General features: G+C 37.0%; 25 protein-coding genes and 2 tRNA genes. 11 read left to right on the top strand and 16 right to left on the bottom strand.

What is annotated here, in order from left to right; genetic code table 11:
• Positions 1 to 115: 115 nt before the first annotated feature.
• Together Q0794_RS17035 and Q0794_RS17030 are read right to left on the bottom strand one after the other, a co-directional pair.
• Entirely contained in the window at positions 116 to 769 is a 654-nt protein-coding gene (locus Q0794_RS17035; protein ID WP_298943911.1) for a PEP-CTERM sorting domain-containing protein, read from the bottom strand.
• Positions 770 to 1,050: 281 nt separating this feature from the next.
• The gene (locus Q0794_RS17030; RefSeq protein ID WP_298943909.1) at positions 1,051 to 2,292 is read right to left on the bottom strand and encodes a glycoside hydrolase family 88 protein; all 1,242 of its coding nucleotides are present in this window, start codon (positions 2,290 to 2,292) and stop codon (positions 1,051 to 1,053) included.
• A gap of 461 nt (positions 2,293 to 2,753) precedes the next feature.
• Here Q0794_RS17030 and truC point away from each other — a divergent pair, with 461 nt between their 5' ends.
• From truC to Q0794_RS17010, 4 genes are all read left to right on the top strand, one after another.
• Entirely contained in the window at positions 2,754 to 3,527 is a 774-nt protein-coding gene (gene truC / locus Q0794_RS17025; RefSeq protein ID WP_298943912.1) for a tRNA pseudouridine(65) synthase TruC, read from the top strand.
• Position 3,528: 1 nt separating this feature from the next.
• Positions 3,529 to 4,443, top strand: coding sequence for a hypothetical protein (locus tag Q0794_RS17020; RefSeq protein WP_298943907.1), 915 nt, complete (start codon positions 3,529 to 3,531; stop codon positions 4,441 to 4,443).
• 121 nt (positions 4,444 to 4,564) lie between these two features.
• The gene (locus Q0794_RS17015) at positions 4,565 to 4,960 is read left to right on the top strand and encodes a hypothetical protein (RefSeq protein ID WP_298943905.1); all 396 of its coding nucleotides are present in this window, start codon (positions 4,565 to 4,567) and stop codon (positions 4,958 to 4,960) included.
• A gap of 30 nt (positions 4,961 to 4,990) precedes the next feature.
• The gene (locus Q0794_RS17010; protein WP_298943903.1) at positions 4,991 to 5,323 is read left to right on the top strand and encodes an NGG1p interacting factor NIF3; all 333 of its coding nucleotides are present in this window, start codon (positions 4,991 to 4,993) and stop codon (positions 5,321 to 5,323) included.
• Between the two features lie 74 nt (positions 5,324 to 5,397).
• Here Q0794_RS17010 and Q0794_RS17005 read toward each other — a convergent pair whose 3' ends face one another.
• Positions 5,398 to 6,621, bottom strand: a complete 1,224-nt coding sequence (locus Q0794_RS17005; protein ID WP_298943901.1) for an MFS transporter — start codon at positions 6,619 to 6,621, stop codon at positions 5,398 to 5,400.
• 101 nt (positions 6,622 to 6,722) lie between these two features.
• Between Q0794_RS17005 and Q0794_RS17000 the strand changes: the two genes are divergently transcribed.
• Positions 6,723 to 7,592 carry a LysR family transcriptional regulator gene (locus Q0794_RS17000; RefSeq protein WP_298943899.1) on the top strand — a complete coding sequence of 290 codons (870 nt, stop codon included), beginning with the start codon at positions 6,723 to 6,725 and terminating at the stop codon, positions 7,590 to 7,592.
• Between the two features lie 79 nt (positions 7,593 to 7,671).
• Here Q0794_RS17000 and Q0794_RS16995 read toward each other — a convergent pair whose 3' ends face one another.
• Complete coding sequence (locus Q0794_RS16995; RefSeq protein WP_298943897.1) at positions 7,672 to 8,175, bottom strand: YcxB family protein; 504 nt, start codon at positions 8,173 to 8,175, stop codon at positions 7,672 to 7,674.
• Between the two features lie 271 nt (positions 8,176 to 8,446).
• On the opposite strand from Q0794_RS16995, the gene Q0794_RS16990 reads away from it, so the two are divergent.
• Positions 8,447 to 9,625, top strand: coding sequence for a cystathionine beta-lyase (locus Q0794_RS16990; protein ID WP_298943895.1), 1,179 nt, complete (start codon positions 8,447 to 8,449; stop codon positions 9,623 to 9,625).
• 466 nt (positions 9,626 to 10,091) lie between these two features.
• Here Q0794_RS16990 and Q0794_RS16985 read toward each other — a convergent pair whose 3' ends face one another.
• The 3 genes from Q0794_RS16985 to Q0794_RS16975 are packed head-to-tail and all read right to left on the bottom strand — an operon-like array spanning position 10,092 to position 12,692.
• Entirely contained in the window at positions 10,092 to 10,598 is a 507-nt protein-coding gene (locus Q0794_RS16985) for a GDYXXLXY domain-containing protein (RefSeq protein ID WP_298943893.1), read from the bottom strand.
• Positions 10,588 to 11,724, bottom strand: coding sequence for a DUF4401 domain-containing protein (locus Q0794_RS16980; RefSeq protein ID WP_298943891.1), 1,137 nt, complete (start codon positions 11,722 to 11,724; stop codon positions 10,588 to 10,590). Before Q0794_RS16980 ends, Q0794_RS16985 begins: the two co-directional genes overlap by 11 nt.
• Complete coding sequence (locus tag Q0794_RS16975) at positions 11,721 to 12,692, bottom strand: DUF2157 domain-containing protein (protein WP_298943890.1); 972 nt, start codon at positions 12,690 to 12,692, stop codon at positions 11,721 to 11,723. Before Q0794_RS16975 ends, Q0794_RS16980 begins: the two co-directional genes overlap by 4 nt.
• Positions 12,693 to 13,010: 318 nt before the next feature.
• Between Q0794_RS16975 and Q0794_RS16970 the strand changes: the two genes are divergently transcribed.
• Positions 13,011 to 13,886, top strand: a complete 876-nt coding sequence (locus Q0794_RS16970) for a CPBP family intramembrane glutamic endopeptidase (protein ID WP_298943887.1) — start codon at positions 13,011 to 13,013, stop codon at positions 13,884 to 13,886.
• Positions 13,887 to 13,938: 52 nt separating this feature from the next.
• Here Q0794_RS16970 and Q0794_RS16965 read toward each other — a convergent pair whose 3' ends face one another.
• The gene (locus Q0794_RS16965; protein WP_298943885.1) at positions 13,939 to 14,772 is read right to left on the bottom strand and encodes a LysR family transcriptional regulator; all 834 of its coding nucleotides are present in this window, start codon (positions 14,770 to 14,772) and stop codon (positions 13,939 to 13,941) included.
• 140 nt (positions 14,773 to 14,912) lie between these two features.
• Between Q0794_RS16965 and Q0794_RS16960 the strand changes: the two genes are divergently transcribed.
• A complete protein-coding gene (locus Q0794_RS16960; RefSeq protein ID WP_298943883.1) occupies positions 14,913 to 16,112 on the top strand; it encodes a YbfB/YjiJ family MFS transporter in 1,200 nt (399 codons plus the stop codon).
• A 203-nt stretch (positions 16,113 to 16,315) separates the two neighbouring features.
• Here Q0794_RS16960 and Q0794_RS16955 read toward each other — a convergent pair whose 3' ends face one another.
• Positions 16,316 to 16,630, bottom strand: a complete 315-nt coding sequence (locus tag Q0794_RS16955) for a 2OG-Fe(II) oxygenase (RefSeq protein ID WP_298943881.1) — start codon at positions 16,628 to 16,630, stop codon at positions 16,316 to 16,318.
• Between the two features lie 326 nt (positions 16,631 to 16,956).
• On the opposite strand from Q0794_RS16955, the gene Q0794_RS16950 reads away from it, so the two are divergent.
• A complete protein-coding gene (locus tag Q0794_RS16950; RefSeq protein WP_298943879.1) occupies positions 16,957 to 18,003 on the top strand; it encodes a glycosyl hydrolase family 8 in 1,047 nt (348 codons plus the stop codon).
• A 157-nt stretch (positions 18,004 to 18,160) separates the two neighbouring features.
• On the opposite strand, the gene ctlX is transcribed toward Q0794_RS16950, so the two are convergent.
• Positions 18,161 to 19,081, bottom strand: a complete 921-nt coding sequence (gene ctlX / locus Q0794_RS16945) for a citrulline utilization hydrolase CtlX (protein WP_298943877.1) — start codon at positions 19,079 to 19,081, stop codon at positions 18,161 to 18,163.
• Positions 19,082 to 19,501: 420 nt separating this feature from the next.
• A complete protein-coding gene (locus Q0794_RS16940) occupies positions 19,502 to 20,542 on the bottom strand; it encodes an ornithine cyclodeaminase (protein ID WP_298943875.1) in 1,041 nt (346 codons plus the stop codon).
• 171 nt (positions 20,543 to 20,713) lie between these two features.
• Here Q0794_RS16940 and Q0794_RS16935 point away from each other — a divergent pair, with 171 nt between their 5' ends.
• Positions 20,714 to 21,169, top strand: a complete 456-nt coding sequence (locus Q0794_RS16935) for an Lrp/AsnC family transcriptional regulator (RefSeq protein WP_298943873.1) — start codon at positions 20,714 to 20,716, stop codon at positions 21,167 to 21,169.
• Positions 21,170 to 21,877: 708 nt separating this feature from the next.
• On the opposite strand, the gene Q0794_RS16930 is transcribed toward Q0794_RS16935, so the two are convergent.
• From Q0794_RS16930 to Q0794_RS16920, 3 genes are all read right to left on the bottom strand, one after another.
• Positions 21,878 to 22,510: a LysE family translocator gene (locus tag Q0794_RS16930; RefSeq protein WP_298943871.1), complete on the bottom strand. Its 633-nt coding sequence runs from the start codon at positions 22,508 to 22,510 to the stop codon at positions 21,878 to 21,880.
• Between the two features lie 632 nt (positions 22,511 to 23,142).
• Positions 23,143 to 23,967 (bottom strand): hypothetical protein, encoded by an 825-nt coding sequence (locus Q0794_RS16925; RefSeq protein WP_298943869.1) that lies wholly within the window; start codon positions 23,965 to 23,967, stop codon positions 23,143 to 23,145.
• 140 nt (positions 23,968 to 24,107) lie between these two features.
• Entirely contained in the window at positions 24,108 to 24,641 is a 534-nt protein-coding gene (locus Q0794_RS16920; protein WP_298943867.1) for a hypothetical protein, read from the bottom strand.
• 458 nt (positions 24,642 to 25,099) lie between these two features.
• Between Q0794_RS16920 and trxC the strand changes: the two genes are divergently transcribed.
• Positions 25,100 to 25,531 carry a thioredoxin TrxC gene (trxC, locus tag Q0794_RS16915; RefSeq protein ID WP_298943865.1) on the top strand — a complete coding sequence of 144 codons (432 nt, stop codon included), beginning with the start codon at positions 25,100 to 25,102 and terminating at the stop codon, positions 25,529 to 25,531.
• 811 nt (positions 25,532 to 26,342) lie between these two features.
• On the opposite strand, the gene Q0794_RS16910 is transcribed toward trxC, so the two are convergent.
• Positions 26,343 to 26,427 (bottom strand) — tRNA-Leu (locus tag Q0794_RS16910).
• 6 nt (positions 26,428 to 26,433) lie between these two features.
• Positions 26,434 to 26,508, bottom strand: a tRNA-Gln gene (locus Q0794_RS16905).
• Between the last annotated feature and the right edge of the window lie 131 nt (positions 26,509 to 26,639).

Below are 26,639 nucleotides of genomic sequence, written 5' to 3'. Positions count from 1 at the left end.
GTGTTTAAAATCATCTAAAAATAGATATCCAGTAGCTAAAAGCAAATATGCCGTTCACCTTAAGTGAACGGCATTACCGCTTAGCGAGGCTTCATTATTAAATAAGCTTGTTAATTTATGTGTTTTTCTTTTTACGGAAGAAACCTAAACCAACTAAACCTAAACCAAATATAGCAATTAATGCGGGCTCAGGCACTGTACCAATGATTTGTACAACATGAGTTCTATTACCTGTAAAGTCATCACCTTCTCTATCTGTATGGTAATAAGTATTTCTCTCATATGTTTCTAATCCAGTAAACTGAGATTCATCACTAAAGTCATGATGCTCAGCTAAAAAGTAAGTGCCACTTTCTAATTGGATTTCTAAATCTGATATCAAGAATGAAATCACATCAAAGCTGTTATTAGTAATATCAGTAAATGAATAAGCTGTACTTATTGAAGCTGTGGTTGTACCGCTATATAACGCTTCACCGTACGGGTCGTCACCTGAAATTATTTCCCAGCTTGTTGATACGTAATTTGAAAGGCCTTCACCATTCGGATTATTATCATTAAAATCTGCAGCAAAAAAATCAAAACCAGTAATATCCCAAGTATCATCTGCTGTGAATTCAGAAATTATCCACCATTCAGTTGACCCCAGACATCCCTCTGCAACACATTTATAACTATTATCAGTCGCTTGTCCTGAATCATATAATGCATCTGCATTAACTGAAGCGCTCATTAATAGGAAAACAAACATACCTAGGATTTTTTTCATAACTTATGATTCCAACTCTTTAGCTTTATTAAATTAATACTCTATATTAGATATAAAGCAATTAAAATGCCATAGTTGTATCATGTTGATCTTAAGATTATTTTTAACTATAAGATGTATAAATTCACACTAAGTGTAAAATAATCTGACACTTTTCAAGCCTTTAATTAACATCGCTAAAAGAGTAACTTCGCAGCTATTAAGATAGTTAAAACGAGATGTAGTTAGTTAGAAACAGGTATTACTCCTGATATTAGACTTTGCACATGTGGCTTTCCCATTCATTGATTAATTTTTTGATGTTGTTTTTGCTTATAGCGATTCAATGCTTCTAAGAAGTAATAATCCGTAAAGCTGGCTGGAACATCAATAGCACTTGGTTTTGTATAATAATGGACTGATTTATCAATGATAGGGGCTTTACTGGTGTTTTCAATGAAGTAAGGTTTACTCATTAAAGTGCTTAATATAACGTGGTATTGCTTGGTGATTTTTTTACGTTGTTCGGTATCTTTAATATAACCGGACATTTCAATTAATGCGGAAGCAAAAATAGCCGATGCTGAGGTATCTGGCTGTAAGATTTTACTATCAAGATCCCACATTGAAATACCATCAGCAGCCAGTCGTGACATAAAGTAGTTAGATAAGTTTTGAGCGTAGTTTAAATACGTTGGATCTTGAGTGTAACGGTACATAACGACCATGCCATAGATCATCCAAGCGTGACCACGAGACCAAGTGGTTTCATCGCCATCTCCTTGTAACGTTCCTTTGTTAATGATTTCGCCTGAATCTTGGTTGTATCTTACTATATGGTAACTACTGCCATCTTCACGAACGAAATCTTTATAGGTTTTTAGTGCATGGGTTTTCGCATATTCAGCCCACTTTTTATCGCCACCATTTTCTGCTGCCCATAGCAATAATTCTAAATTCATCATAATGTCGCTAACAACAGGCGTTGAGTTTTCAAAATGTTTATCGTCCCAATCAGAGCTTATTAAACCTATTTTCGGTTGGTATCGTTTAGCTAAGGTTGCTGCTGCAGCTAAGATGGTTTGTTTGTAACTTTCTTTATCGATGTCATCACTAAATACTAATGCGTTACCGAAAGTGCACATAAATTTAAAGCCTAGGTCATGGCTGCCATCGTCATTGACTTGGTCTGCAAGAGTGTCTGTCCATTGTTTTGCCCAAGCTTGATAACGTTGATCTCCACTTAATTTATAGGCTTGCCATAACGTGCCTGGGTAAAATCCAGCGGTCCATTTGTGAGACGTATTTAAATTCCAAACCAATTCTTTGTCTGCATAAGTTGGAAATAAAGTAGGATCTTTTATAAGTGCGACGCTACTGTCTAAATGAGCCAATGAGAGGGCTATTGCTTTATCAACTTTCTGATCAAAGGCTTGCTCTTGAGCGTCATCGTTTGCATAGGCCGTATTGGATAAAGCAGCGCTCGATAAAATAATGAGTGGCAGTAATAAAGTCTTTATTTTTTTGGTTAGAAACTGGTGCATGGTTTTCTCAAAGTAATAGGTTTCTCAAAATAATAGATTTCTCAAAGTAATAGATTTCTCAAAGTAATGGATTTCTCAAAGTCATAAGTTAAGTGTTGAGAATATATGGATGCGATGGTTTTAATAAGCAAGCTTATTGAATACTGTGTCGCTTATCAAACAAATATATTTTACAAGTCATAGTTTAATGACACTTTTTCTGTTTTTATCTTAATACTTAGTTTGAAACAATAGCTGCATGCAGTTTGTGGCGGTTATTGTTATTATCTTTCAATTTTAATCGCCTTTATAAATAACCGTATTGTTAGCTGCCTTATTTTAGACGTGAGCATACAGCTTCCTATATGGCCGTATCATTTTCTATAACAATGTATTTGCAAGTGAGTAGCATGAAACAACAAACAGAATTAGCCCCTGATTTACATGAACATCAAGAAGATGATCTTGATAATATCGACACAATGCTGGCGACGGTAGAAGAGCAGCAAGATATTGTGGTTGAGAGCAGTAGCCCTGAATTAGATATTTTATATCAAGACGATTATTTGGTTGCGATTAATAAGCCATCAGGTTTACTGGTTCATCGTAGTTGGTTAGATACTCATGCAACCGAGTTTGCTGTTCAAAAGCTACGCGATCAAATAGGTCAGCACGTGTATCCAGTACATCGTTTGGATAGACCGACTTCAGGTGTTTTGCTGTTTGTATTGGATAAAGACAGTGCTCGGCATTTAATGCAGCAGTTTGTCGACCAAACAACTGAAAAAAGTTATGTTGCGGTCGTGCGAGGGCACCTAGATCAAGGGCTGTTAGATTATCCTTTGAAATATCAATACGATAAAATTGCTGATAAAAAAGCCGATATGACAAAACCGCCACAAGAAGCCGTGACAGAGTATAGTTGTTTAGCTCAAACAGAAGTGCCGATTGCCGTTGGACCTTATGAAAGTGCTCGTTATTCACTCATGAAACTAATCCCTAAAACTGGCCGTAAGCATCAATTGCGTCGTCACATGAAACATCTACGACATCCGATTGTCGGTGATACTTCACACGGTGACGGTAAACATAACACGATGTTTAGGGATAACTTTGATATCCATCGTTTACTATTACATGCTGCTTATTTAAGTGTTATTCACCCTAAAACAGAGCAAAAAATCGAGATACATGCACCACTAACCAGTGAGTTTGCACGAGTATTATCTGAGATTAATCTATCAGTTGAGAAATAATATGTTCAAAACCTTGAGTAAAGTATTGGTAGCGTTGGTTGTTATCGTCATTGTGTCGTATTTTTTACAAAATAGAGCGAATACACCAGAGGCTTGCACAAACATTGATGGCTATTGGAATGCTGAACAAAATAGCTGTGAAGATAAAACTGAAAAAATGATTTTCCAATCGCTATCTAAACCTCATCCTGTTTCGATTGTGTATCCTGGTAATCAACGGCTAGTGAGTTTAGATAAAGCAGAGCAAGTGGAACAAGAGATCTATCTTCGCGGGTATTATCAAGACTTAGTGTCTTCGCCTGAGCAGGAAATAACAGAGCATAAAGTAATTGGGCAGGAAACAACTGACGGGCATGATAAAGCGGTTTATGAAAAAGGTTCCGTTTTTTTAAACATGTCTAAGTTAAGTTTGTTAGCAGACAATAGAACAGGCATTACTTATTTCGCTGCGCCTTTTGTTATTAATACTGCTGGCCGTGGTATTTTCGATTACGTTGGACTTTTTTCGTATGATTTTGATAGCCAACAAGCAACACATTTAAGCTCCGAGTTATTAGGTAATCGTATTCGTGAACAAGCGATAGTGATTAAAGAGAAAAGCGTTGTCAAAGATAATGTATTTGTTCAAGAAGGCATGATTGAAGTTCACTTTAAAAGTCACGGGCCTAAACAAGCCGCAGCGGATTATCCAACACAATCTAATAAACTGACATTACAACTTGTATCATTAGATCCAAAAAATGATCGACACGCGACATTTAGACCGATTACCACTGATAAAAAGTCGACTCAAAATAGCAAGAATACGACTATGCATGAAAGTTGGGATGCAGATTCAGATGGTATTAATGACTGTGAACAGCAGGATAACTGCGACCATACCATTGATTATACCCAAGAGAAAACTAACGAGTAGTGTAAATAAATGAGTGTAAGCAAGGACTATTAAATCCTAGATTCGTATAATAAGTGCTTAGGTAACATTACTACTTAAACCATGTTAGACACTATTTAATTATTATAAAAAGAGGCCAACAATGCTATCGATAATAGCAGACCTATATTCACCCTTACTTGCACTATGCGGTGTTTATTACCTGCGTTTTGCAATGACAAAAAGCTTTACTATCGCTTTTGCAGCAGGTTATTTATATGCTTATGGTTTTGCTTTTATAGAGCAGTATTTCGGCTGGTGGCAATCAATGGAGGCTAATTTTAGCTCGCATACAGTGGCTGTTGCTGTGATCGTTTTTGCATTGCTGAGTGTGAACGTTAAAGTGGGGGGCTACGCTTTTGTTAGCATGCTCGCTTATGGTTTTGTGATGACGCAGTTAGATTACCATTCATGGTTCGATATTTTGACGACTATTATTGTTTGCTTACCTTGCTGGTTACTATTTTTTGTTGTGAACCGTAAAACCTCATCAGTTTAATAACTGATATTTAAAAAGAGAGGACTACCAATGCTGTATCAAGTCTACTTTTACGTACCTGAAACGGCACTTGAAGTTGTTAAGCAAGCGATGTTTAACGCGGGTGCTGGTAGTGTCGGTGATTACCAAGAGTGTGCTTGGCAAACATTAGGTCAAGGGCAATTTAAACCTCTCTCTTCTGCAACACCAACTATTGGCGAACGAGGTGAGTTAACGAGATTAGTTGAATATCGAGTTGAAATGGTCTGTAAAAAACCTTTATTAAAAGCTGCTTTAGCGGCAATGATACAGACTCATCCTTACGAAGAAGTCGCCTATGGCACTTATCCGATAACGACTTTAGATAACTTAAACTTTACATAGTATAAATCGAGAAAGCTTAAACTTAGAAACTTATATAGCTTAAATTTTAGATAATTAATAAACGACTTAATAGATTAAGCCTTACTTATTAGTGATGTGTCTGCCGCATTGCTTTTTTGCTTAATATTAGTGTGGTGGTATAAAGCAGCACATAAGCCAAAGATAACTATATATAATAATCCTGCGCCCAACATCACCATTTCCCAGCCACCATGTTGCCAACAATACATCAGATAAAAACCACCTAAACTGCCAGATACATAATAATGAACGAGATACAGAGCCGTCGCGGTAGATTTAGAGTGTTCAGCTTGCTGACTCACCCAGCCATAAGCAAGGGAGTGAGTGAAAAAAGCACCAAAGCTCAATAAATTTAATCCAATTAATATAACCACTAAAGAATCATAACTTGCCACCAGCATACCCAGTAATCCTAGAGTCGCCCCCGCGAACATACCGGTAATCGGCTTAAACCGTTGACACCAAATACCGACTAATCGAGAGCTCAACGTACCAGACAGGTAGCATAAGAAAATCATCGATGCGATACTAACAGGCATTGAATAAGGTTCACTGACTAATCGAAACCCAGCTACCGTATATAAATTCATGAACAGCGCAAAATTAAGTCCACCAATTAACATCGCGAAGAAAATCTTTTTATTTTTTAAATGTTGAATAATAACGTGGTGATATTGAGAGGTAGGGACACTTTTTACAGCTTTATTACTTGGTTTGGGTAACACTAACGCAACTAATATTGCACCTATTAAACTGAGTAACGCCATACAAGCGACTGCTGTTTGCCAATTAAAGTGATCAGTTATCATGCCGCCAAATATTCGCCCTGAAATACCACCGAGTGAGTTCGCACTGATATAAGCGCCAATCCCGTAGCTAAATGCCTTAGCTGAAAATTCTTCCGCCATATAAGCGACCGCGACTGCAGTAAATCCGGCTAATGCCATTCCCATTAATGCACGACTTATAATTAAAAGTAGCAAGTCGTTTGTTAACAACGAGGTTAACCCAATAACGGGTAATAAAAATAAACTCATTAATAGCACTTTACGGCGACCTATCAACTCAGAAGCAAACGCCCATGGCAGTAACATGATTGCAAGAGTGAGTGTGCCAGCAGCGAGTAACCAATTAATTTGTGTTGCAGATACGGCAAAGTCTTTTGCTAAGACGGGCAACATAGGTTGAAATAAATACAGATTACAAAAAACTAAAAATGAGCCAAAAGCGAGTGCGGCACTGACTTTATAATAAGCTTTACTGCGAAATTCAATCATCTGTGTGATCACCAAGAGGAAACGAGAACGAAACAGTAGCAAGTTCATTACAATAGTGAAAATATATAATAATTATCACTTCAATAGTTTTTGGTTATAGCATGGACACTCGACTTCTTACCTATTTTGCTGCGGTGGCAAAGTATCAAAATATCACACATGCCGCTAATGCGTTGCACATCGCACAACCCGCTTTAAGCGTGGCGATTAAAAAGTTAGAAGCGCAATTAGAGCTTGAACTTTTCCGTCGTAATGAACGAAAAATAACGCTTACCCATGAAGGCGAAATCCTGTTGGTGCATGCAAAACAAATCATCCAACAACTCGACGATGCGACTTTAGCCATGAAAGAATTAAGAGGTTTAGAAAAAGGCGAAGTGCGTTTAGGTGTGCCGAGCATTATGGGGAGCTATTATTTTCCCGATGTATTAATGGCTTTTAAAAGTCGTTATCCCAAACTAAAGCTCATTATTATTGACGCCGGTGCTCAGTCGATACAAAAAATGCTACTCGATGGAGAAATTGACCTTGGTATTATTCAAGCGCGAAATTTACCAGAAGCATTAGATTCTGAACATCTCATTCGCTCACAAATGGTGGCAGTGGTGAATACTGAACATGAGTTTGCGGATAAAAAATCACTGACTTATGCCGAGTTTTTTTCGCAGGAATTGGTGATGTTTAAAAAGGGGTATTTTCATCGTGAAAAGTTAGATGATATTTGCCGACAAGAAAAATTAACCGCTGACTTTTCCTTTGAAACTAACTTATTGGCGGTGATCCTTAAAATTGTAAAACGTGATTTTGCAATAACGGCGTTGCTTGAATTAGCCACAGAAAAAGAACCAGATATTATTTCTATTCCCTTTGAAGAGCCTATTTTTCTGGATATCTCCATTGCCTGGAGAAAAAAGGGTTATTTATCTAAAGCAGACAGAGCCTTTTTAGAATTTGTGAAACAAAACCATTAAGCGGATATCGTTTCACCTATTCATTGTGCTTTTTTTATAAAAATGGCGACAGTTTACTACTTTGTTAGAGAAGAGTTTATTACTTCGCTAGAGAAGGAATAGGCTGCTTTTTGCCACTTAATTGTTGCTGAATATAAGCTTGTATCGAATCATCTAAACAAGCTTTACTTAAATACTGCTGTCCACCTTGATGTAAGTTCAACATAAAACCAGCATCTGTTTCGTAAAAACTATCAATAGACTGCCACGCTAATTGGTTATTGATGTAAACGCTCTTATTTTCAATACCTTGATCATCAAAAATAAGGGTAATTTGATTACCCGCATTTTTACTCATCATTTGTCGTGTTAACCACCATGGTCGTTTGTATTTAAAACTGAAATATTCCAACACGGCGATAGCAAAAAAGAACCAAGCTAATAAACCTTGTACATCCGTTGCAAATAAAAAAAACAGACCCGCAATGATTAAACCAATAATAAAAGCATAGCGTGGCTTTTGTGGCCCTTTTAATAACATTGATTGATCAAAACACTCTGCATAGTGTTCACGATCTAGCATGAAGTGAGTTTCAAATTGCATGTTCAGCCTATTAGACAAAAAGAAATGATTATACCTATTATGAAATGTTATGTAATGAAATGAATCTATCCACTTGGGGTCCTGGCTATGAGATTACTGGATTGAAATTACCGTAACGATTAATGGCAACAGCGTTTACCAATAATCAGCGGATGTTTTTAAGGTAAACATAACGGACTAAGATATGACGAGATAGTCGCTGTTCATCTTTATTTGAAGTGTTAATATATGTTTCTTATATATTTTCTAACATGATGAATGGATAGGTCAAATGAAAAAAGAAACGCAAATAGTAAGTTTAGGACGTGATAAAAAATGGACAAACGGAGTCATTAATCCACCTGTAGTGCGTGCTTCAACCATGACCTTTGAAACGATGGAAGATATGCGTTTTGCCTCTAAAAATAAAGCGAACGGTGAATTGTTTTACGGCCGTCGTGGTGGACCAACACATTTTGCATTTCAAGCCGCGATTGCTGAACTGGAAGGCGGCGTTGGCACTGCGTTATACCCATCAGGCTCTGCAGCTATCAGTAATTCATTAATGTCTTTCTTAAAATCAGGTGATCATTTATTAATGGTAGACAGTGCATATGAACCAACACGCGCTTTGTGTGACAGTTTATTAGCAGGGTTTGGCATCGAAACAACCTATTACGATCCAATGATCGGCGCAGGTATTAAAGATCTTATTCAAGACAATACTAAAGTCTTATTTTTAGAATCACCTGGTTCAGTAACCATGGAAATTCAAGATGTACCAACGCTCAGTAAAATTGCTCACGAACATGGTTTAGTCGTGATGTTGGATAACACATGGGCTTCACCAATTAACTCTCGTCCATTTGATATGGGCGTCGATATTTCCATTCAAGCTGCGACTAAATACATAGTAGGGCACTCTGATGTGATGATGGGCACTGCGACATCAAATGAAGCACATTGGGAACAGTTGCGTGAAAACAGCTACTTAATGGGACAATGTACCTCGCCAGATGACGTCTATTTAGCAAGTCGTGGTTTACGTACATTAGGCGTGAGAATGGCGCAGCATGAAAAGAATGCGTTACAAGTCGCTAATTGGTTAGCAACACGCCCTGAAGTCGATCATATTCGTCATCCTGCCTTTGAGTCATGTCCTGGGCATGAGTTTTTCAAACGAGATTTCAGCGCATCTAACGGTCTATTCTCTTTTGTATTAAAAGAAGGGAGCAGCAAGTCATTAACGGCCTTAGTTGAAAACATGCATCACTTTAAAATGGGCTTTTCATGGGGCGGATTTGAAAGCTTAATTTTAAGCGTATCGGGTATCGATAAAATTAGAACCGTCACCAAATGGGATAGCAGCAAGCCGTTGATTCGTTTACATATTGGTTTAGAAAGCCCAGAAGATTTAATTGCCGACTTAGAAGCAGGTTTTGATCGTTACAATGCTGTATTAAATAAATAGTTTTTGTGAATAGCTTTGTAAATAACATTCTAACTTAATATTAATATCGAAGGAGCCTGTTGGCTCCTTTTTTATGTTTTTTATTAAGTCATTTATTTTTAAAGTCAAAAACGATTTAACCACGAAGTCACGAAGGGTAAATAAGGTTAGGTCAAAAAATATTAATTAATCTTGTGGATTTTCTTCGTGTCCTTCATGTAGCGTAGCTGCTTCGTGGTTGATTAATATTTTTTAAAGTCAAAAGCAATTTAACCACGAAGGCACGAAGGGTAGAGAAGGTTAGGTCAAAAAATATTAATTAATCTTGTCAGTTTTCTTCGTGCCCTTCGAGTAGCGCAGCGACTTCGTGGCTGGTTACAATTTTTTAAAGTCAAAAGCGGTTTAACCACGAAGGCACGAAGGGTAAAGAAGGTTAGGTCAAAAACATTAATATTAATCAATCTTGTGGATTTTCTTCGTGTCCTTGTTACTCAGCTGTGATTTCAGTTAATTGCTCTGTGAACATCGCATTCAATAATAACTCACCTTTTTTATTCACTTTGAACTCACCATATCGAGCTTGCTCATAAAGCGCAGCAGTCCCTTCTTCGAAGAAAAAAGCATTAGTCGCAAATTTTATATTATCGTTTCGTACACGATAATTAAGTCGAAGCTCATTTTCTTGTAAGGGTTGCCCATGGTAAATACCTCGAAAATCACCTACTTTGTTTTCATCTAGATGCACTACGATTTGTCCATCATGTGTGCCTTTTTCTATATCATCGTTCGACGATTGGAGTGCATCATAAAGTTGGTCGGCTGCATCAAAGCGTAGTGCCATATAGTCACCTTGCATTAATGAACGAGGGTCAACAGGGGCTAATTTCAAATACACGGTATCGCCTTGTTTTAAGTGTTGCTCTTTACTGAAAATTGAAAAGTTCATCACCGCTAAAATAACCAATAACATGCCTATTACGATCTTAGATTGCATCGTTATCTCCTTGCGCTGTTGAATTAATCTGTTGATGGGAAAGAGTATTGGAATCTGCGCTAATTTTAATAGGGCTAAGCCATTTTAATAAAGCAAAACGAATCGCCAATATGAATAACCCCATCATTAATAAAATGACTGATTTCTCTAATAAGGTAAGCGTGAGTAAATAGTAATAACTCGAAATATAAAAGAGTAATGAGGTTATCCCTAATCCCTGCAATATTTTATTACTGTTTGAAAAGCCAAGTATTAATAGAGCAAAACCGATAGTAATACCAGAGGCCTCCATTGATAAAAGACATAAGCAGATAGTTGCGCCAATAATGGCTAATTTAGTGTTGACTGCGAAGCGATGCTGGCTACGAGATAGTAAAGTGACGACTAAATAGAGCATGATTAATAGTAATAGTAGCTCATCTAAATAGTAATACCATGAACTTTCTAATGTGGATTCATTTAACCAATAAGCAAGATCATAACCAATAATATAAGAGGCTTTGAGCGGGATAATTAATAATATAACACCATAGCTAATGGCTTCAAAGGTCGGTTGCCATTTTACAAAACGCCATTCATTGAGTACTAATAATAACGCCAATAATAATAAAGTGGCTGAAGTAAACGCTGAAAGCTGTAAATAATGAAAACAAACAGTGAATGCAATACTGGCAAAAAAAGCAGAGCAAACGCGATGTATATAATGAGGCATGATAAGGCTTAAGCAGCTTTGTATAATAAAAATAGCCAGCCAAGGAAATAAAGAAAAGATCGTGTTCTCAATCATAAAAATAGCCCAAGCGATTAATGCCTGTCCCGCTAAACTAAAGGCAAGCATAAGATGCTCTTGGAATTCAGAAGGCTCATTTTTTAATGCTTGATAAGCCATAAAAATCATACCAAAACCGACAATAAAGCAAGTCATGCTACTTTCTATTAAGTCTTGTAAAATGAGTAACAAGAAACCTAAAATAAACAATGAAGCAAACCAACCAGATAAAGCGAGTAAGAGTTTTATAAACCAAGGTGAATCTAATGTCTCTGCAGGTTGAAACTCTCCATTGACTAACGCTTTATCTTGAAGTTGTTGCCACAATATTTGTTGTTGGGTTTGTTCTGCATTCATGACGACATCTCCTTGTTGACTTTCTTCAACCAAATAGTCGCCATGCTGGTTAGACCAATGATTAATACGGGCATAAGTAGAAAGAATACTTCAATATAATCCTCATTGAGATTGTCGATACAAACAGCGATGATAACGACAATACTTGATAAACAGCCACCCGCTAACATAAATAAATCGTGTCGAAGATGACGATAAACTACATATAACGAAACAATAAATACTCCCCAAAATAAATAAGGCAATAGGTTAGTATCGTGTGAGTCTGTTATCGTATCAATAACAATAAAGGTGATCATAGAGCCTACTAGTGAAGCGATGCCTCGTGCCAACCAACGTGGTGATAAATAAGTGAAGCGTTGGCTACTTAGCTCTAATGCGATGAGAGCAATACTATTAAGTAAAAATAGTGCACCCCAGATATTACTATCAGCAGACAAAAATAAAACTAATGGTGAGCCAAAGCTATCAATATAAAGGATTAACGCAATATTTAATAAACCTAACCAACTGAACCATAGTGGACCAAAGCGAGCGATAACAACCCAAGGGGTGATGAGCAGGGCCCAAAAAAAGAACAGCGTCCAAGGATCTGCACCGGTTTGATAAGTTTGCCCAAAGAAAGCCATTAATACACCGACCATTAAACAGCTTACTAATAAGGTTATTTGCGCTTTTAGGCCATCTTTTTTGGATATCCAATAGATAAATATAGTGGCGATAAGCAATGACTCGATTAAAGCAAATTTTCCAAAATGTCCCCAGTTATCCCAATTATAGGCAATAAAAAACAGCACTGAAAAAGCGAGACTTAATGCGCCTAAACACAGTAATAACCGATCAATAAATGTAAACCAATTGCTGATGCTAGGCGAAACCTGTGTGTCGTTAAGTACGTCATTGATCTTTGCTGGTTCCACGTAACCGCGTTTTATAAAGTCATTAACAATTTGTCGTGATGATGGCATAGCATCTTCCCTGATGATTTTTTTGTCTAGTTTACATCAAAGATAACTTAAGTTTAGATATTAAATGCCATTGTTAAGAATCGATCGTGGCTGTTATAGTTGCCTACTCATAGGTTAAGCGCCGAGATTTTTTATATTACTTTTGGGTTGTGGTTTAGGTTTAGGTTTAGATTTAGATTTAGATTTAGGTCTGTTGCGCCAATAGGATAATTAAAATATAACGGACACAGAGCCAATGCAGTTAATATAAAAATAATCAGCAGTGCGTCGAGTTCAATATAACCGTATTAAAACAATCAATAAGCAGTAAAAAACAAAATGACTTTTTATCTATTAGCGTTATCGATTTTATGTGTTTTCCCCTATTGTAAAGTGTCATTCATAAAACAACCGCTTTGGTTATGGTTGATGGCAGCGACCGTTATCTGCGGCGTCATCGAAAGCCATCTCAATATAACTGGGCTGGTGGCCATTGGACTTTACGTTGCTTTATATCTGGGTGCGCTGCATTTAAAATCGCCAATAACACGTATAATATCTACCATTTTGTTTATTGTTAGCTCATTGGCATTAGCCATACATTTAGTCCCCGGTTTTAACAACTTACCGATTGTCATCAACGAACTGATCACACTCGATGCAATTCCTTATACACTTTATGCCAATCTTGATAAGGGAATGGCAGGGTTGTTTGTTTGTGCTTACTTTTTCTCAATGAATAAAGCGGCTATAAAAAAAGGCATCAGCAACGACATTAAGGTAAACGTAACACAGCCCGTTATCATTATACTCAGTACTATTTTAGCGACACTTATCGTCGCTTTAATGTTAGGTATTGTTAACTTTAATCCTAAAGTTCCAAACTTTTGGTTAGCGTTTATGGCAATCAATTTATTATTTACCTGTGTTGCAGAAGAGGCTTTATTTAGAGGTGTATTACAAACCAAGCTGTCACAGTTAATAACGTCTACTCGATTGAAAATATTAGCGCCTATTATTATGGCGTGTGTTTTTGCTTTCGCGCATTTTATGGGAGGGCTTAGCTACATCGCCGTTGCAGCGGTAGCTGGGTTTGGTTACGGTTATATTTTTTACAAGACACAACGGTTAGAGTGGGCTATTTTATACCACTGGTTAGTTAATGTGTGTCACTTCTTTTTGTTTACTTATCCGATGCTCAAGCTTCAGGCATAAAATAGAAAAGCTTGTCGCGTCCTTAGCATTTTATACATTAAAAAATGCCATGCTATTCTGTTAACAGTTTTGCCAAGGTTAATATACCCGATGTTAACGGGCTATCTTTACGATACACAATTGATAACTGTACTGTTTTTGGTTCATGGGTGAGGGGCGTTATTACCAATGATTTTTCATATCGACTGCCTATGACCATGTTTTTACCGATAACCGTGTAACCTAACCCCGCAGCAATACAACCTAATACGCCGTCTGCACTGCTCATCAACATGCGTTCATCGTTACCTCGACCTGTTTTTTGTTGCCACATTAGAGCGTGCTTTCTATAACCACAACCTTCATCGCGCACCAATAAAATCGGGTCATGCTCACTGCCTAATGGCGTTACCATCACCAATTCTTCTTTTATAACAGGAATAACAACGAGATCTTGATGGCTAGGCGCATTACCTATGGCCGCACAATCGACTTTATTATTCAGCACCGCGAATACAAGCCTATCACTGGTATCCGTATAAATTTTAGAGCGTATTTCAGGGTGATTTAATTTGAGTTGTTTGAGCGCTAAAGGCATATGAACGGCTGCAAAAGTTTCTGGCATACCGATTCTTAAATCATAGTTATCTTTGCTGTGTAAAATAGCTGATGTGGCGAGATATTCTAATTGTAAAATTTTATCTGCATAGCCACAAAGCTGTAAACCACTCGGTGTTAATTGTAATTTTCGACCTGATAGATTAAATAGCTTTGTATCTAGTTCTCTTTCAAGTTTTTGAATTCGATTAGTAATATTCGATTGAACGGTATGTAGTTTGTCGGCGGCGCCTTTAATACCATCTTCATCAACAACGGCTTTAAATGTTTTTAATGTTAAAATTTCCATATAAAAAACCTTATTTATCCATAAAACGATTTTGTTGATAGTTCTGTTAATGAGAAGTTTATGTTCTTGATGATTCAATTTTTAAGATTATCAGAGTCACGTATTCTTTGTTCATTATTTTTCATATTAAGTGATCAAAAATGTCATCAGAACTCACCAAGATACGAGTCTATTTTGCGGGTATATGCAGTTTAATTGTAACGGCTGGTGTTGCTCGGTTTTCTTACAGTTTATTACTGCCGACAATGCAAGAAGGAGCAGGGCTAACCGAAATAGGCGGTGGCTGGTTAGCGAGTTATAATTTTATGGGCTATCTATTTGGCGTATTAATCGCAGCAAATATGCATAATCTTAACCATAAATATCACTTATATCGTGTTTATTTGCTATTGAGTATCGTCACTTCCGCTGCAATGGTTATGACAACGGACATGGTTGCTTGGGCTGTCTTACGATTTCTAGCGGGAATGTGTGCATCAGGTGGTTTTATTATCGCTTCTGGGTTGATATTGAAATGGCTAGTCAAAAATAACCATCGTCCTGAATTGGGAATTCACTTTGCGGGCGCAGGTTTGAGTATTGTCATTACTTCATTATTGGTGGCGGCAATGCCATCAGATTGGCAGCAACAGTGGTTAGCGTTATCGGTATTAGCAATCGTATTTTCAGTACCCGCTTGGTTATGGATGCCACACCCCTCGAGCGAAAGTAAAAATCAAGAAGTCATTGAAGACAACCCTCCAAGCAAAGTATTTAAGTCATTAATCATGTTAGCCTATTTCTGTGCAGGTTATGGTTATGCCGTTAGTTCGACGTTTATTGTTGATATTGTAGAGAGAACTGATGGTTTACAAGGGCAGGGAGGACTGGCCTTTTTATTAATTGGGTTAGCCGCAACCCCTGCGGCATTAATATGGGATCGTATTGCTCGACGAACCGGTTACCTTAAAACCTTAATCGCAGCTTATATGTTACAAATAGTTGGCATCATTTTACCCGCTATTAATGATAGCTTACCTGTTGTTATCATCAGTGCGTTGCTATTCGGTGGGACATTCATCGCCTGTGTAAGCTTAGTATTAACCATGGCAGGTAAGTTTTACCCGAGTAATCCCGCTAAATTTATGGGCACGATGACGTTATCCTACGGCGCTGCTCAAATAATAGCCCCTGTATGCACAGGTTATATTGTTGAAGCTTACGGAAACTATGAGCTTGGTTTATATCTATCCGCTGCTGTGGTGATGGTCGGTACCTTCTTTTTGTATGGATTATTCTTTATTGAAAATAGTTTAGAAAAAGAAAAAGAAAAAATGAGAGAGCAAAGCCTCAATACGTAATCATTAGTTACTGAAAGCGCTCGCTACTATAAAGTCATTTGTTGCTTGGGAAAGCTTAACGATGAGGTCGATGTAGCCTTTTCTTTTTTTTTTGGGGGGGGGGGGAGGAGCTGAGCCCATTGACGTTTTTAAAGGCTATTTACAGCAAGGTCAGCAGTCGATGATCTTGCTGTCTTATTGAAGGTAAATCTTCTTATAAACGCTTATATATTGAGTGCAAAACTCAGCAGAACTCGTTTGCCTGATTCGATTTTAGTGACGCTGTGTTCGTACTTATCAGGTCTAAACAAATACACGCGGTTGAATAAGTTAATAATACATTTTTTACACTTAAACACGCCACCCACTTTAGGCTGTACCAATATTAAATTGAGTTTGTAATAACGTCCTTTTTGCACATTATCAACATGGTTCATTACACTGTGGTTGATAGGGTAGGTCACTAGATTTATCGAAAATAGCTTACTATAAAAAATGGTCTTATTTTTAATCGTTTTAGGTTTAATGGTTCCAGTCATATTATCTCCATCCTGTTTACACCTTTATTGTAACATTCAGCCACCTTGCATATGCCAATTTAGCGATATCAAAATACGATGAGATATAACCAAATAGTTTGTTTCTAATTAGGCGAATCTAGGATGTAAAAATATGACTGAGAAAAATAAACTATGAAAGAAGGGAGATCGCATTAAGTAATATTTTAAACGCTTTGATCATGGGGAGCGATAGTGATAAATATATTCGCTAACCGTTATTATTTATGATTTTTATAGAGTTCACCTTTATGATGGCAGCCTACTGAACAATACAACTGCTTTTAAAAAATTAAGGAACACTAGAAATGAAGAAAATGATATTCATCGGAATAATATTGTCTTTAATTGCAATATCATTTATACCCAAATTTATTTCTTTTGAGCGAACACCTTTTCAAAAAAACTGGCTTGCTTACAAAGAGCTGTTTATTGATACAAACAGAGTCCTTGATGCTGATAATATCTCAAGTAGTGAAGGGCAAGGCTTCGCTTTATTATTTGCGGTATTTTCAAATGATAGAAATCAGTTTCAAGAGATGTGGGCTTGGACAAAAGAAAACATGCAACGTGAAGATCATCTATTTCGTCACCAGTATTCGCCTTCAGAAAAAGAAGGCTGTGATAAAACATGTATCTCTGCTCAACCTAACGTAAGTAATGGCGATATCATCATTGCTTGGGCTTTATTAGCCGCAGAAAATAAATGGGATCGCCAAATTTTCCTTGTTGAAGGTTTGCGAGTACTAGATGCCATTAAAGCCAAACTGATTCGTGAACAATTTGGTTACCAGTTGATTTTACCAAGTGAAACAGGGTTTGAATTACCTGATGACCGTACTCAAATTAACTTATCCTACTGGGTATTCCCCGCTTTAAATTTATTTACTGAAGTCACCGGTAACCCTCTTTGGGCTGAAGTATACCAATCAGGCACCTCATTGATGAAGTCAGCACGTTTTAGTGATTTGAATTTACCTGCAGATTGGATGATCCTGTCAAAAGATAACGCTAGCTTGCAAGGTGCAAACTCAACAGAATTCGGAGAGAATGCGAATCGATTGCCGCTTTATTTAATATTAGCGCAAGATTATCAAGCAGACTTAATGGCACCGTTTCTTGATTTTTGGTCTCAGGGAACCTTACCAGCAACGGTTAACTTATCGACTGGTGAAGCGTCAGAACAATTGGCTAACGGTGCTATGCAAGCGATTAAAACTGTCACAGAGGCTAAAATGAAGCATGAAGATACTGATGTTGTATCTGAGGTTATATTGCCTGAGGTCACAGCAGAAACAGACTATGATACTGCGACCTTTATTTTGTTATCTCAACTTCCAATTGTGAAAATGTAAGCAAGTAACTATAAATCATCACCCCAAAACAGGGATTATCAGGAATAGATTGCGTCCGTGTCACTGTTAAGGGGAAGTTTAAAAGCTAAACCTGTCATGTCTGTATGCATAATGGTTTCACCCAAAAATACAACGATTTAGCCCAGTGCTAATGCCATTATCGCTTTGATAAGTGAATGCCCGCCAGCATGCAGCGAACTGAACCACCAGCAAGCTCAATTGCTGAAACATCAAGAGGAACAAGTTTGACACTTTTTTCTAGGATTGTTCTTTGCGCTATTGTTAAAGCCGAATGTGCTTTAGCTGATAATGCTAGAATTCGCTCTGAAGAGCCCTGTAATTCAAGTGCGTTACCACAAAATGCATTGATTTGTTGTTCAGACAAATTGATAACTTCTTTTCCTGATGTTTCAAAGCGTTGAATTATTTCGGTGCGACGTTTGAGATCGGAGATCATGTCGAAACCGGCCATCACAAACTCACTACCAATACACATTAAAACATTCGTATGATAAACCGCATTTCCGTCTTTATCTTTTGCATTAAACATCATGGGTTCAAAATTAAAATGAGAGCAGAATCGTTCCAATGCATGTGAGTCAGTACGATTAGACTGCGCGGCATAGGCCACTCTCTCTACATGGTCTAATACCATCGCTCCAGTGCCTTCAAGGTAAATTTCATCGTACATCAGACCTGAGTAGTCAATAACATCTTGGACACGATATTGTTCTTTCAATAATTCTATAATATCGGCACGGCGCTCTTTTCTTCGATTTTTAGCATACATTGGATATATTGCAATATGCCCACCCGTGTGAGTTGAAAACCAATTATTAGGAAAAACTGAGTCTGGAGTTTCGATACCATTATCTTCAAATAGATGAACGGTAATGCCTTCTGATTCAAGTATTTTTGCAACTTGTGTGACTTGCTCATAGGCTTTAATTTTTATTGCTTGTTCATCAAAAGGTTTATCTGCTTGATAACTATTGTCTAGTTTCGTTTCCTCGTTTGGATGAAAATGATGAGGTCTCACCATGACAACGGCTTTAGGTGCTTGTGGGAATGATGGCATAATATTTTTCCAGTGTTTAATGCAAAGGTAATTGATGAATAAATATGTTAATGATTGAAAAATGTATTAATTAACCCGATGACACGACAACCCGTTATGCTTAAGTTGATTGTGCAACTCATTGTTTTTTTATGCCCAAATGAACGTAGCGTATTTAGAGCGTTGTTAACCCATCTCAGTAAAGCCAAAGTATCAATAGTGGATAAAAGCGTTACCCAGATAGTTATTCACGCTTAATGGTGCTGCATTCATTAAACTAACTAGGTACATTACTAACTAAGTGCATTAGTCCCGCTTATTCAAAACGCATTTAAGCGAAAAACTAATACAGAAAGTTAGAAATATCCTCAATAAGGCAACTCTTTTTGCTGCATTAAACGTAAATCCACCATTTAATACCATAAGGGTCATCAGGATAAATTAAGCTGTTAATCCAAATAAATTACGTGGATCATCTGGGTTAACTAACAGGCCTAATTGTTGACAATTGCCATGCTTATTGACCAAGTCATAGACATATCTTAATGCTGAATAATCTTCAATAGCGAAACCAACCCCGTCAAAAATGGTTAATTGTTGCGGAGATGTTCTTCCTGGAAGCTCACCGTTGATAACGCGATACATTTCAGTAATGGGTGAATCGCTTGGAAGTTGTTGGATGTCTCCTTCGATTCTGGTTTGTGGTTCATATTCAATGAAAACATCAGCGCGAGATAATAGTTGGATCTCAAGTTCTGTTTTGCCTGGACAATCACCGCCAATAGCATTGATATGGACACTATCAGTGATCATGCTATTTGTTAAAATAGTGGCATTTTTCTTATCTGCTGTGCATGTCGTAATGATATCCGCACCTTTTACTGCTTCCTGCGCAGAGTCGCATGTAATGAGTGTTAAGCCTTTATTCATCATATTTTCTGTACATTTTTGAATTGCTTGAGGGTTGATATCGTATAAACGAATGGTTTTGATCCCAAGCACTTTGCTAAAGGCGGTGATTTGAAATTCAGACTGTGCACCACATCCAATCATCGCCATGGTGGTCGCGTTTTTAGGGGCTAAATACTTTGCCATCATCACTGACGTTGCGGCTGTTCTTAATGCAGTGAGAATCGTCATTTCAGATAATAATAATGGGTAACCTGTTGCAACGTCTGACAATACGCCAAATGCAGTGACTGTTTGCAAGCCTGATTGAGTATTTTTGGGGTGACCATTTACATACTTGAAGCTAAATTTTTCATCACCACCAATTGGCATTAGCTCAATCACACCTTCAGGGGAGTGAGCGGCAAAGCGAGGTGATTTATCAAAAGAGGCCCAATTTAAATAATCTTGTTCCAAGTATTCAACGAGTTCAGAAATAAAATTTTCAATCCCGACTCGTTTTAAAAGTTGAATCATATCGTTAACACTGATGAATGAAACATTTGAGACTGATTGATTGATAGCATTATCCATGGTTGTCACCTTATGTAATTAGAGTATGTATTTACTAATACATAGACTATATTGTTGTCCTGTTAACTAAAATGACAATAGTTTGTAATAATTGAATGCATTTTTGACATATTGATAGGTGTGAATGTAATAAATGACAAGTTACAAGTTATAAATGACAAAGGTGAATAAATGGAAATAGAACATAATGTAAAGAAACATGTTTATCTTTATGATTCAGTGGATAAAGAACTCATCGCGATATTGCGTACTGACGCTCGAGCATCGGTGTCAAAAATAGCAAAATTATTACACGTGTCCCGAGGTACAGTGCAAAATAGATTGGATAGATTAATTAGTTCAGGGGCTATTTTAGGTTTTACCGTTAGGGCTCATGATGAATTAGAAAAAGATATCGTTAAAGCAATTATGTTAATAGAAGTTGTTGGTAAATCGACCACACAAGTTATTAATAAGCTACGTGGCATTCCACAGCTTCATAAACTTCATACGACTAATGGTGCCTGGGATTTAGTAGCAGAAATTAGAGCATCAAATTTATCATCATTTGATCACGTGCTCAGAGATGTTAGAACGATAGACGGCGTACTTAATAGTGAGACGAGCATATTGTTAAGCTCGGTCTAATTGTAAAAATGTAATGTAAGGCTTTGCTGCGCATCAACGTTTACCTAATAGTAATCAGACACTTGAAAAAATCATAAGAAGGTGTATTGATTACTATCATATTAATGACGTGAGACAAATTGTGTCAATTCGCTTCAAAGTGAAGATGATTAAAAAGGTGGTTAAATTTTACCATTGAATTTATTTTGTACTGGCGGGTTTACTCGCTGATTAATTGTTTGCTATTTAGGTTATTCCGCCTGCTATAACCACTTTTCAATCAATACTTCGTCAATATAACTATCATTCATCTTAGCGTGGTTTTTAGCCATGCCGATAACTCAACCCTTATTTTAGAGATACCGCTAAAGTTCTTGGTCGATTATGAATACCTTTATTATCAACAAGTGCGGCGACAATGGCGAAATCACGGCTGAAAGTGAGATTACTGAGCTAACTTTTTTTCTTGAGTGTTTAGCTCTTTCCTGTGCCAGTGAGTTGTCGAAAAAGTACAGTAAAGGGCTTCACGCAGTTCGAAAACTAAAGGGATTAATATAGGGGACAATAATGATTTTTGGCTGTGCAAGGATTGATGTCATTAAAGGATCTGTGGATCCACATTCACTATTCAGTATAAGATGAAATTCATAATGGAAAGCCTCATGCAGAGTGGTGCGGTAGCTGGGTTTACCTCTGGCTACCCGATTATGCCCGTGTCACTGCAATATTTTATACTTTTTGCTTTAACAGCAACACACTAAGAGCTAATAATATACTCCCGCAGAAACGTTGAACCCAGCGTCCAACTTGACCTCTACCACCTAATAGCTTAATTCTGGAAGCAACAATACAAGCAGAACCAAACCAAAGCACCATTAATCCGGCATGAATAGATACTAATGAAAATGCTGCCAAGTAAGCATGTGATTGAAAATCTATAAATTGTGGAAACACAGACAAATAAAACATTGAGCCCTTAGGGTTGAGCATTTGAGTCAAGAAACCTTCCCGAAAACTTTTCAATGAATTCATTCTCACCTTAGTTTTGGAAGTGACAATGCTTGATTGTGGACTGGTCACCTTAAAAGATTGATAAATTGTTTTAATCCCTAGATAAAGTAGATAAATAGAACCAATAATTTTGACGAGAAGAAATAATTCAGCAGACTGAACTATTATTGCAGACAAGCCAAGTATAGATAAAGTGCCATGAATGAAAGCGCCTAAGACGAATCCGCTAACATTTAATAACCCCGCATATTGCCCCTGAGTACTAACTGTTTTTAGTACGAGAATCATATTGGCCCCAGGAGAGATCACTAAAAATAAAGCGATTAAAACAAATTGGTAAGTATCATTCATAACTCATTCACCTTTGAAACTTAGTTTTGTAGAACATAAAGAGGCTGTAGAATTTGTCTTTTTCAGAAAGACATACTTTCTCGAACTTTTATTTTTTTGAAACAATAAATTATGATTTTCCAGTCATTTATAAAATCGAGTTATTCTCCATATTCAACGCCTACAAAAAACAATCATAACGTTTTATGTGTCCACTTGTGCACTCCCAGCGTGACCTCAAGAGGTGAAAGCCTCTGTTGTAAGATCACCGTGCAATTAATTAGATGATTAAACGCTAACTATTCGCCAATGGCAAGGTCTTCTTCACGAGGGATGGGCCAGAGAAAGCTGCTAGCTTTCGTCATGAATAAAGAGGGCGAACGGATGAACAAGTGCGGAATTAGCGTCAGTGAGCGTTTAGCTCTTTCCTGTGCCAGTGAGTTGTCGAAAAAGTACAAGTAAAGGGGCTTATCGTAGTTTGAAAACTAAAGGGTTCAATAGAGTGGTCAGTAATAGATTTTTGGCTAGACGATGTTTGATGCCATTAAAGGATTTGTGGATTAATATTTACTATTCATCATCAGATGAACTGCCCATTCGGAGTCGCATGCACGATGGTGTAAGTCTGTAGGTTAGACTCCTCTGGCTGCCAATTAGGTATTTTTAACTTGGCTAATGTGTAAAAATCTTAACTCAATATCGACAGGAGATTTATCAATTTTTCGTCTCCATACATTCTCAAACCTAGATAATTCTTTTTCATCGAAGAAATAAACTACAGCAAGAATCAGTTTAAACTTAGAACTAAAAAAACGATCCGCAATGAGCGATTGATAAAGGATTCTATCTAATATCATCATTGAAGTGTGCGAACTTCTAAATGCTTTGACTTCTAAAAAAGTTAGCTTTTCAGAATTATTTGGCAAGAAAGCATCAAATTTAACCTCAGTTTCTCCAATTCCTACATTAACTTCAGCATTGATTTTAAACTCTGAAGCAATAGATTTAATGACTGAAGATTCAATATTTTTTAGCTCTTCACGAAATTCTAAATATGTCTTTTTACGCTCTTCTCTTTCTCTATTTTCCTTTTCCAAGTCTTTGATGTTTTTAACCACATTGATATTTTCTTCTAAAGTTAGATCTTCTTGCGTACCTAAAGATTCATTGACTTCATTTTCTAATTTTTCTTCTTGTTCTTCAGGAGAAAGAGTCCTGAGGAAAGATTTATCATCTTTAAAGTCAGCAGGAGCGTAAAGTTTACCATGATGCTTAGTAACTAGTTTATAGAAAGTAATTAAGACAAAGATAGGAAAAAAAACAATAAACAATATTAACGGCCAGCGTTCTGCAACTGTTAATTTTTCAGCTGATGAGTCGAGAAGAAGACTCGCAAATCCATATATAAGGGATATAAAGAGTGCAATAATACCAAGTGGGTTTCTTACAAAATCTTTTGTACCTTTTAAAAAATCCATATTAAACCCTAGTTGTAATAACTGATGATCACGCTGATGCTTAAAGCCAAGCAGGAAACTACAGTTGTGGTTATAATCACGAAGCTATGTCCGACTTTAGTTTTTCTGATTTGAGCGCCTTGTACCCCTAGCTATTTAAACTATTTAATTTGTACTTTAAAAAATTTAGGTGTCATCTCAAAAAATGATAAATCAGTCATAATAAGCGCCATTGTAATATTAAATAAATATCTAGTCGGTGTTTCGTTAAACTGCATTCCCTTCTTAGAGATTAAGCTTTTTACCTCACTATTAATAGGTGATAATGACTGTAGTACTCCGATAAATTTATCTCTAAGACTAGCTAAATTCATTACGGTGAAGTTATGGGCAAAAGGATTTCTAATGTTTTTTCTAAAACCATCAAAAAAGGATATTTCTTCTTTAGTTAAAATATGAAACCTATAAGCAAATTTCAATTTAGAATCAAAACCACTTAATACACCATGAGAACCAAAGATGTGATCTTTATCGCTTTCTTCTTGTTGTGGGAAGCGTTGTCGCATTATTTTTGAAAGCTCGTGCTCAATAAATGCACTAGCGGTAAGTACAGCACCACGATCACCTTCCGATTCTAAAATTTTGAAGTAGAAATCAAAAGTGCTTTGGTATAACTCTTCTTTTTCAGAATTCACGAATTCAGAATCTCCAGGTATAGGTCTAACAGCGTAATTAAGTAGATTCATTTCGTATTTCAGTCTTTTATACAGAATCATCTCATTTATTTAAATTTGATGAACAATACGCCACTTCGGCAACAAATCAATTAGTTAACATCATTAATAAAAACTTAATCATGTAAATAGAGTGAACCGTACCGTATTAACCGCATCAATACGTTATGAATAGGTGTTGGCCTTGTATTTTTCATAAAAAATAATGTAGGTAATTATTTATGAAATACGTGGCTGTTAAAACCAAAATTGACAAAGGTGTGCACTATTTATCATCGCTTGTTTAATGCGGTATTTATTTTGAGTAGACTTGTTTAAACTAACTAGTGACGACAGACAATAATAATTGAAATGACATAATCAACATTCAACAATGAATGATTAAAAAATGAATTATCAGACTTAAAGAGAATATAACTATGACGACTATTACTTCTAGATGCCCGCATTGTCACTCGATGAACCGCTTACCTATTGAACGCATGGAAGCTAACCCAAGTTGTGGGCGTTGTAAAAAAGACTTATTACAGGGTGCGCCAATTGAAGGTACCACTAATAATTTATCTGCGTTAATTAACGGTGATAAACCTGTCGTTGTTGATTTTTGGGCACCGTGGTGTGGCCCTTGTATTAACTTTGCCCCAACGTTTACAGAGGTGGCAACGCAACAAACCACATCTCGCTTTGTGAAAGTGGATACAGAAGATCAACAGCAATTAGGTGCACAATATAATATTCGTAGTATCCCGACCTTGATGGTGTTTAAGCACGGTAAGGTAGTTGATACATTGAATGGCGCCTTGCCTGCTGCACAGTTCAAGTCATGGCTAGCACAAGCTTTATTAAAGTAATTATAATTAATAAAACTAATCAAAATCGAGTTATCCACCAAGGCTCGAAGGGTAAAGAAGGTTAGGTCAAAAGCATCATGATTATTCAATCTTTTGGGGTTTTCTTCGTGTCCTTTGTGTAGCGTAGCGGCTTCGTGGTTGGTTACCGTTTTTAAAGTCAAAGTGATTTAACCGCGAAGTGTAGAAAAGGTTAGATCAAAATCTGACTAATAACGAATTTGAAATAATTTAGTTATTTTAGCATGTGACCAAATAGGGTGCGAAAAGAGAGACTTGAGCTTTCACCTCTTGCGCTGATTTAGAATAGCTGAACCTAATTCTAGTGCGTCTACCAATTCCACTAGCTTTTAATCTTCTCAGACTCAAATCTTAGATATAAAAAACCAGCTATAAGCTGGTTTCATTATTTTAGCGTGTGGCCAAATCATGGTGCGGAAAGAGGGACTTGAACTCTCACCTCTTACGCTTACTTAGAATAGCTGAACCTAACTCTAGCGCGTCTACCAATTCCGTTACTTTTGAATAATGTGACTGGGATAAGATAACTTGAGGTGTTTATTTAACTCAAATTTTAGATATAAAAAAACAGCTATAAGCTGGTTTCGTTATTTTAGCGTGTGGCCAAATAGGGTGCGGAAAGAGAGACTTGAACTCTCACCTCTTACGCTTACTTAGAATAGCTGAACCTAATGCTAGCGCGTCTACCAATTCCATTAGTTTTTAATCTTTTAATCTTTATAAAAGCTCAAATTTTAGATATAAAAAAACCAGCTATAAGCTGGTTTCATTATTTTAGCGTGTGGCCAAATCATGGTGCGGAAAGAGAGACTTGAACTCTCACATCTTACGATACTAGAACCTAAATCTAGCGCGTCTACCAATTCCGCCACTTCCGCATAATGTGGCTGGGATAAGAGGATTTGAACCTCTGAATGCCGAGATCAAAACCCGGTGCCTTACCGCTTGGCGATATCCCAGTTGTTAAGTTTAACCTTCTTCAAGGATTCTAATTCGTTAAAAACGCATTAGAGAATGTGGCTGGGATAAGAGGATTTGAACCTCTGAATGCCGAGATCAAAACCCGGTGCCTTACCGCTTGGCGATATCC

The organism is uncultured Psychromonas sp., assembly GCF_947489755.1.
In the GTDB taxonomy this organism is placed as follows: Bacteria; Pseudomonadota; Gammaproteobacteria; order Enterobacterales; family Psychromonadaceae; genus Psychromonas.
This window is presented reverse-complemented; position numbering and strand designations above follow the sequence as displayed.